Origin of the sequence: Dietzia sp. B19, from assembly GCF_014145155.1 — a bacterium.
Taxonomy (GTDB): domain Bacteria; phylum Actinomycetota; class Actinomycetes; order Mycobacteriales; family Mycobacteriaceae; genus Dietzia; species Dietzia natronolimnaea.
In genome coordinates this window covers 1-4,621 of sequence record NZ_JAALED010000380.1, presented here as the reverse complement: position 1 = coordinate 4,621, position 4,621 = coordinate 1, and the positions used below count along the sequence as shown (strand labels likewise).

6 protein-coding genes are annotated in these 4,621 nt (G+C 71.6%); 4 read left to right on the top strand and 2 right to left on the bottom strand.

The annotated features are described in order from the left end of the window. Positions 1–159: 159 nt before the first annotated feature. Complete coding sequence (locus G6020_RS11215) at positions 160–849, bottom strand: response regulator transcription factor (protein WP_179524621.1); 690 nt, start codon at positions 847–849, stop codon at positions 160–162. A gap of 84 nt (positions 850–933) precedes the next feature. Here G6020_RS11215 and G6020_RS11210 point away from each other — a divergent pair, with 84 nt between their 5' ends. The 4 genes from G6020_RS11210 (at position 934) to G6020_RS11195 (ending at position 3,873) form a co-directional block, all read left to right on the top strand. Further along, positions 934–1,674 (top strand): DUF2993 domain-containing protein, encoded by a 741-nt coding sequence (locus G6020_RS11210; protein ID WP_182610687.1) that lies wholly within the window; start codon positions 934–936, stop codon positions 1,672–1,674. A gap of 10 nt (positions 1,675–1,684) precedes the next feature. Continuing rightward, positions 1,685–2,515, top strand: coding sequence for a sulfurtransferase (locus G6020_RS11205; RefSeq protein ID WP_182610686.1), 831 nt, complete (start codon positions 1,685–1,687; stop codon positions 2,513–2,515). A gap of 48 nt (positions 2,516–2,563) precedes the next feature. Next, a complete protein-coding gene (locus G6020_RS11200; RefSeq protein WP_182610685.1) occupies positions 2,564–3,064 on the top strand; it encodes a hypothetical protein in 501 nt (166 codons plus the stop codon). Positions 3,065–3,183: 119 nt separating this feature from the next. Beyond that, positions 3,184–3,873: an FABP family protein gene (locus G6020_RS11195; RefSeq protein ID WP_347238365.1), complete on the top strand. Its 690-nt coding sequence runs from the start codon at positions 3,184–3,186 to the stop codon at positions 3,871–3,873. 105 nt (positions 3,874–3,978) lie between these two features. Here G6020_RS11195 and G6020_RS11190 read toward each other — a convergent pair. Further along, positions 3,979–4,621, bottom strand: a 643-nt coding sequence (locus G6020_RS11190) for an aminotransferase class IV (protein WP_182610683.1), incomplete at its 5' end; no start/stop codon positions are given.

The window sequence follows — 4,621 nt, the reverse complement described above, 5'->3', positions numbered from 1 at the left end:
CGCGGACCAGGAGATGGCGGACGGCCTGCTCGTCGCCCGACCGGAGCGACCGCAGAGGCTGCTCGCCGAGCGGTGCCACCCCGTCCTCGGCCGCGGCGTCCCGGGCGACGGCCTCGATCAGCGCGGCCGTCTCGTCGTCCACCGCGTGCTCGATGGCGGTCATGCGTCTCCCCCGTCCTCCCTGCGGTCGGTCGGCCGGACCGCTTTGTACCCGACGTTACGCACGGTTCCGATGAGGGACTCGTGGTCGGGCCCCAGCTTGGCCCGCAGCCGTCGGACGTGGACGTCGACGGTCCGGGTACCGCCGAAGAAGTCGTATCCCCAGACCTCCTGGAGGAGCTGGGCGCGGGAGAACACGCGTCCGGGGTGTTGACACAGGTGCTTGAGGAGTTCGAACTCCTTGTAGGTCAGGTCCAGGGGTCGCCCCTTCACCCGGGCGACGTAGGTCTCCTCGTCGATCACGAGCTCGCCCACCGTGAGCAACCCGCCGTCGGACTCCCCCTGCGCGGAGTGACGGGCGGCGGAGAGCCTGAACCGGGCGTCCACCTCCGCCGGTCCCGTGGTCGGCAGGATGATGTCGTCGAGACCCCAGTCCCCGCTGACCGCGATGAGCCCGCCCTCCGAGACCACCGCGATGACGGAGATGTCCGCGCTTCCCGACAGGAGGCGGCAGAGCGCGCGGGACGCCGCGAGATCACTCCGTGCGTCGACAACGGCGAGCGCGGCCCCCGACAGCTCGGCCACGGAGGAGGCCAGAGCCGGCAGCAGTCTGACCGAGTGCGGCAGGAGCGACAGCGCGGGGACCACCGCCTCGGGGTCGGCTTCAGTCGTGAGGAGCACTACGTCCATGTGTCGCTTCCTCCTCGTCCGGGCGCCCAGACGATACTAGCGACCCGTCCCCCCGTTCCGACGATCGGAGTAGACCTGAACCCCATGAGAGCCCGTCGCAGTGTCACGGTGGCGACCGCCGCCCTGGCCGTCGTGGTGGTCGGCGCCTTCACCGTGGACTCCGTCAACGCCTCCATGGTGGAGGCGGACGTGTCCACCCGGATCCGCCCGGCGACCCCGGGGGTCGCGGCCCCGTCGGTGATGATCGGTGGGGGCCCGTCGACACGGTGGGCGGGGCCCGGGACACTGGCGTCGGCGTCGATCCGTGTCGAGGGTGTCACCCGCCCGGGTCTCGGTCCGGTGGCCGTGGAGGCGACCGTCACCGATCTACACGTGCCCGGGGACCGGTCCGCCGACATGACCGCGGACGCGGTCAGCGTCTCCGTCCAGATCTCCGGCGACTCACTCGGCCCCGCCCTGGGGATGCGGGACGTCCTGGTCGGCGCGTCCGACGACCCGAGCCTGGCCGGAGGTGTCGAGCACCGGGCCCGTGTCACCGGGACCCTCGAGGGGACCGATACCCGCGTGTCGGCGATCGTCGACCTGGTCGTCGACGACCGCGGCGCGCACCTCGTCCCGGTCGAGGCCGCGACGGGCCCGTCCGGCCTCCCCGAGCAGGACCCCGGCCTCGCGCTACGCCGGACCGCGTTGACCTTCTCCCCGGACGTCCTCCCCCTCGGGATCGCGGTCGAGACCCTCACCGTGCGGGGTGGGACGATCACCGCCGGCGGTACCGGCGGCCCGGGCACAACGCCGCTCGGCGACCTGGCCCGACCGGACCACTAGACTCGCCGACATGAGTCGCGACGACGTACTGGTCAGCACCCGCTGGGCCGAATCGCGCCTCGACGATGACTCGGTGGTCTTCCTCGAGGTCGACGAGGACGTGGCGGCGTACCACACCGACGGTCACATCCCCGGCGCCGTCGCGCTGAACTGGCGAACGGAACTGCAGGAGGAGTACACGCGGGATCTCGTGGGCCGCGAGAGGTTCGGCGAACTCATGTCCGAACGCGGGATCAGCCGCGATCACACCGTGGTGGTGTACGGCGGCAACCACAACTGGTTTGCCGCCTACGCCTACTGGTATCTGCGGCTCTACGGTCACTCCGACGTACGTCTGCTCGACGGGGGTCGCATGCGCTGGGAGCGTGACGGGCGGCCGCTCGGGACCGACGTGCCCCGGCGTCCGGTGACCGACTACGTCGCCGACCCGCAGGATCTGTCGATCCGGGCGTTCCGCGACGACGTCCTGTCGGGGCTGGGCAGCGACGCGCTCGTGGACGTCCGCTCCGTCGACGAGTACACCGGCAGGCTGGCGGCACCGGCCGGGCTGCCGCAGGAGGGCGGCCGTCAACGCGGCCACATCCCGGGCGCCGTGAGCATCCCCTGGAACCGCGCCGTGACCCGCGACGGCACCTTCCGCACCGACGCCGACCTCCGCGAGATCTACGCGGACTTCCTCGCCGAACCCGGTCGCCGCGTGGTGACCTACTGCCGGATCGGCGAGCGGTCCAGCCACACGTGGTTCGTCCTCCACGAACTCCTCGATCAGCCCAACGTGGTCAACTACGACGGCAGCTGGGTGGAGTACGGCTCGCTCATCGGGGTCCCCGTCGAGAGGTGAGGATCGTCCTCGCCCCGCACGGGCGGCCGACTCGCTAATCTCTGGGGCATGTCACTTCTCTCCCGAGCGCTCGGACTGGCCGCACGCGCCTCCGTCGTCGCGGTCGGCGCCTCCGTCGCCTCCGCCGTCATCGTCGGCATCGACCAGCGACGGGGCGCGGTCCCCCAGGTGCCGGACCACCCCGGCCCGTACTCCCCCGCGGAGCGCGAGGCGGCGGTGCGGATGTACCTCACGGCGCTCACGCTGCCCGCGGCCGCGTTCCGGGTGCCCTTCGCGCCGGACTGCGTTCGGCGCGAGAACGGGCTCAGGACCGGGTTCGGCGCCGACCACCTCAAGTGGGACCTGCACCTGCACCTGCAGTACTCGACCATCCGTGAGGTACGCGACATCGTGATCACCGTCGATCCCCCGGGGCGCGAGGGCGTCGTGCACGCGGACTTCACCCTCGTGACCGTGGTGGGGCTCAGGGCACGGGTCAGCGAGGACTTCGTGGTACCCCCCGAGGACTGCCTCATCCACTCGATCGACGCCCGCATCTCGCTGGGCTGACACCCTCGGGGTTAGGATGAGACCATGGTGCTCTTCTTCGAGATCCTCCTCGTCCTCTGCACGCTGGCCATCACATGGGTCACCTGCTACATCGTGTACCGCACGGTCACCGACGAGTCGTGACGGACAGCGACCACACCGGCGCGACCGACCCCACGTCGTCCACCCCCGAGGGGGGAGACGGCGGCTCGGTCGTACGCGGATCCGCGAACGCGGCGGTCGATGCCGCGGCGCAGCGGTCCGAGCAGACCGCGGGTCGGAACATCCCGGCGTTCTCCGAGCTCCCGGTCCCGGAGGACACGGCCAACCTCAGGTTCGGCCCGGACCTGCACCCGGGCCTTCTCGCGCTGCTCCCCCTGGTGGGGGTCTGGGAGGGAGAGGGTGAGGCGGACACCGCCGACCGGGGCGAACACCGCTTCGGCCAGCAGATCGTCGTCTCCCACGACGGGGAGAACTACCTGAGCTGGAACTCCCGCGCCTGGACGTTCGACACGGGAGGTGCGGTGGACAACGCCGCCTACCGCGAGTCGGGGTTCTGGCGGATCTCCGCGGACGACCAACTCGAGTTCCTCGTGGCGCACGCCTCCGGAGTCATCGAGATGTACTACGGTGCGCCGATCAACCAGGCGGCGTGGGAGATGGCGACGGACGTCGTGCTCGCCTCCCCCACCGGTCCGCAGCGAGGCGGCGCCAAGCGCATCTACGGGATCGTGGAGGGTGGCGACCTCGGGTGGGTCGAGGAGCGTGTCCACCCGGAGAAGGGCCTGGTCCCGCACATGTCGGCGCGGCTACGGCGCGTCGCCGGCTGACCCTGGATCGCATCGTCGGCTGACCCCCGGTAAGAGCGTCGCCGGCTGACCCGCGGTCGGCGCTCGCCGGCGCCCGGTATGGCTACGTCAGACCTGCCGTCGACGTCATGCCCGCCCGACCGCGCGATCGACCATCCCGGCGACGTCGACCCCGGGATCCGCCCCGTCCAGCGACACGTCGTCGATCCGGCGGACCCGGGCGGCGAGGGTGACCGAGGAGAGCAACCACACGGCGTCGGCCGTGAGCAGGTCGGGCAGCAGGAGCCGTTCTCGGCGCACCAGGACACCCTCCCGGTCCGCGACCTCGGCGAGAGCGCCGAGCGTGGTGCCCTCGAGGATCCCGACCTCCGCCGGCGGGCTGACGAGTTCACCTGCTCGAGCGATGAGGATCGTCGACCGAGGGCCCTCGAGTACCTCCCCTTCAGAGGACAGGTAGACGACGTCGTCGTACCCGTTCGCGGCCGCATGGCGCAGAGCGGCCATGTTGGCCGCGTAGGACAGCGTCTTGGCGCCCAGCAGCATCCAGGGCGCCGACGCCGCGAAGTCCGCCGGGAACCCCCTGCCCAGCACGGTCACGGCGATGCCCTCCGCACGCGCCCGCTGCGCGTGCGGACCGACCGGGGCGACGGTGATGTAGGCCGTCTCCGGTCCCCCGCGCTCCGGACCGCGGGACAGGACCAGACGCAGCATCCCCTCAGAGCCCGGGCCCCACTCCCGCGCGGCCAGTGCGATCCCGGCCCCCCACTCC

Bases quoted from the DNA above. Each gene is read 5' to 3' on its own strand.
- G6020_RS11210 (WP_182610687.1), top strand. From the start codon at position 934: ATGAGAGCCCGTCGCAGTGTCACGGTGGCGACCGCCGCCCTGGCCGTC.
- G6020_RS11205 (WP_182610686.1), top strand. From the start codon at position 1,685: ATGAGTCGCGACGACGTACTGGTCAGCACCCGCTGGGCCGAATCGCGC.
- G6020_RS11200 (WP_182610685.1), top strand. From the start codon at position 2,564: ATGTCACTTCTCTCCCGAGCGCTCGGACTGGCCGCACGCGCCTCCGTC.
- G6020_RS11215 (WP_179524621.1), bottom strand. From the start codon at position 849: ATGGACGTAGTGCTCCTCACGACTGAAGCCGACCCCGAGGCGGTGGTC.